The organism is Aureibaculum marinum (assembly GCF_003813905.1).
Lineage (GTDB): Bacteria > Bacteroidota > Bacteroidia > Flavobacteriales > Flavobacteriaceae > Aureibaculum > Aureibaculum marinum.
Map to the genome: position 1 here is coordinate 1 of NZ_RPFJ01000117.1, position 1,801 is coordinate 1,801.

Genomic DNA, 1,801 nt, shown 5'->3' on the forward strand with positions numbered 1-1,801 from the left:
CGAAGTTATTTTACTCACTAACTCAAAGGAAACTTCCTTTGAGTTCCGTTTAACAACAACTAACACTATGTAAAGAGAATAAAACTAACGTTTTACTATCTTTACACATCTTATTACCTGCAATAATGAAAAAAATATTAATTGTATTTATAGTTTTACTCAGTTCTTGCAAAGGGACACAAGAAAATATTTTGTTTGATCAAAAATTGGAAATGTGCCAAAAAGCAAGGGTTGATAATAGAATAAATATTTTCGGAGCTCCAAAAGATAGTATTTTTCATTATATGAATTTCTTATCAGGTTTTGAAAATGGGCTTGTGCTACATGGTTTTTTGAATAAAATTGATCGGAAATCATATAAAAATTTATTTCTTGAGCTAAAACAGGAAAAAATAAAAAAGTCTATAATTAAAAAGCTTGAAACTGGGAAAGGTTTGGAGAAAGACATTGTTCACTGTATTGTTGAGGATTTGGGCTGTTTGGTTCTACTGGTGGATATTAACAAACTGGTAGATAAAAATGATTTTCGTTACAAAATGTTAAGACTAGGAGAAGAAATTGGAAATAAGCAGGAGTATAATAGTTTGATTGACATGCTTATAGACCAAATACCTGAACGTGAATTTAAAAAAATCGAATATCGTAGAATTGTCATTCGGTTGGTATACTTTAAGTTACATTTTGAATAAATAAAGCAGGTAACACCGTATAAAATTAATGCTCGCTTCTGTTCTTTACCAAAGTTTGTGTATTTTTAGTCAGCGGATTTTCCTGGCGGAAAATCAGCCGTGTGTTTTCACGCACTAACTTTATACCAACCGTTACCACACATTTGAAAAAACCAATCCAATAAAGATATGATAAGAGATTTTCAAATAAGTTTTCAGGATTTAGTTTACCAATCTGGATACCCACAAGATTTTGTCAAAAAAGCAAATTTAAGTACCAATCTGATACAAGACTTATTTTTAAGACTATTGCTTGAAACTAAAGAGAAAATCGGTGGAAAAATAATGAAAGTAAATATTTCTTTAACAAAAGATGAGAAACAAATAAAATTCAGATGTTTTGAAAATCCAACTGATGTAGCTACAGTATTTTTGGAATTACCATTTAACAATTTAGATGAGTATTTTGAATTATCAAGAGATAATAAATCAGAATTCTTATTGGAAAAAACTTTAGAAGCTTTTAAAGAATTAAGTGAGAAAACTGATACTATAAATTATTCCTTAATTAATTCTATTGCCGAAAAATGTAAAGAACTAAATTATAAAAATCATTATTATTTCGGTAAATTAAGAAGTTCTAAAAACAGAAAAAATAAAGCAGGTATTTGGGTCGAACACGAAGAAAACACCTTCAAAATATATCTGAATATTTTAGATAAAAAAGAAAATCTCTTGAAAAGCGAATTAATTGCAGAAACATTACCAAGTTATCCAAAATATTATCCACTATTAGGTGGTATAAGATGGATTGATAACGAGAATGTGGAGTTTTTTAATCGTAACAGAGAAGTTTTAAAAAATTTATCAGTTTAAAAAGACCAAAAAACGTGTGGTAACAACGTATAAAAATAATTGCTTGGTCATCGCCTACTTGGAAAATCCGTAGGATTTTCAAAAGGTTCACGCTTTTTTAGTAAGTTAGTTGCTGAATCACGCAACTATCCTTATACACACCGTTAGGAGTTATTAATACGGATGTTCGTAAAATCCAATGAATATGGAGAGAAATAAGAAGTAAAATAACCGAGACATTGTATTAGATAAAGGGTATTACTTTCACTCTAATCGAC

At 29.0% G+C, this 1,801-nt stretch carries 2 protein-coding genes; both read left to right on the forward strand.

The annotated features are described in order from the left end of the window. The first annotated feature begins 125 nt into the window (after positions 1-125). Positions 126-689 carry a hypothetical protein gene (locus EGM88_RS15655; protein WP_123899350.1) on the forward strand — a complete coding sequence of 188 codons (564 nt, stop codon included), beginning with the start codon at positions 126-128 and terminating at the stop codon, positions 687-689. 168 nt (positions 690-857) lie between these two features. After that, on the forward strand, positions 858-1,544 hold the full coding sequence (locus EGM88_RS15660; RefSeq protein ID WP_123899351.1) for a hypothetical protein: 687 nt from the start codon (positions 858-860) through the stop codon (positions 1,542-1,544). Positions 1,545-1,801 lie beyond the last annotated feature (257 nt).

What these genes read in the sequence shown, in the direction of transcription:
- EGM88_RS15655 (WP_123899350.1), top strand. Translation starts at nt 126, where the DNA reads ATGAAAAAAATATTAATTGTATTTATAGTTTTACTCAGTTCTTGCAAA.
- EGM88_RS15660 (WP_123899351.1), top strand. Translation starts at nt 858, where the DNA reads ATGATAAGAGATTTTCAAATAAGTTTTCAGGATTTAGTTTACCAATCT.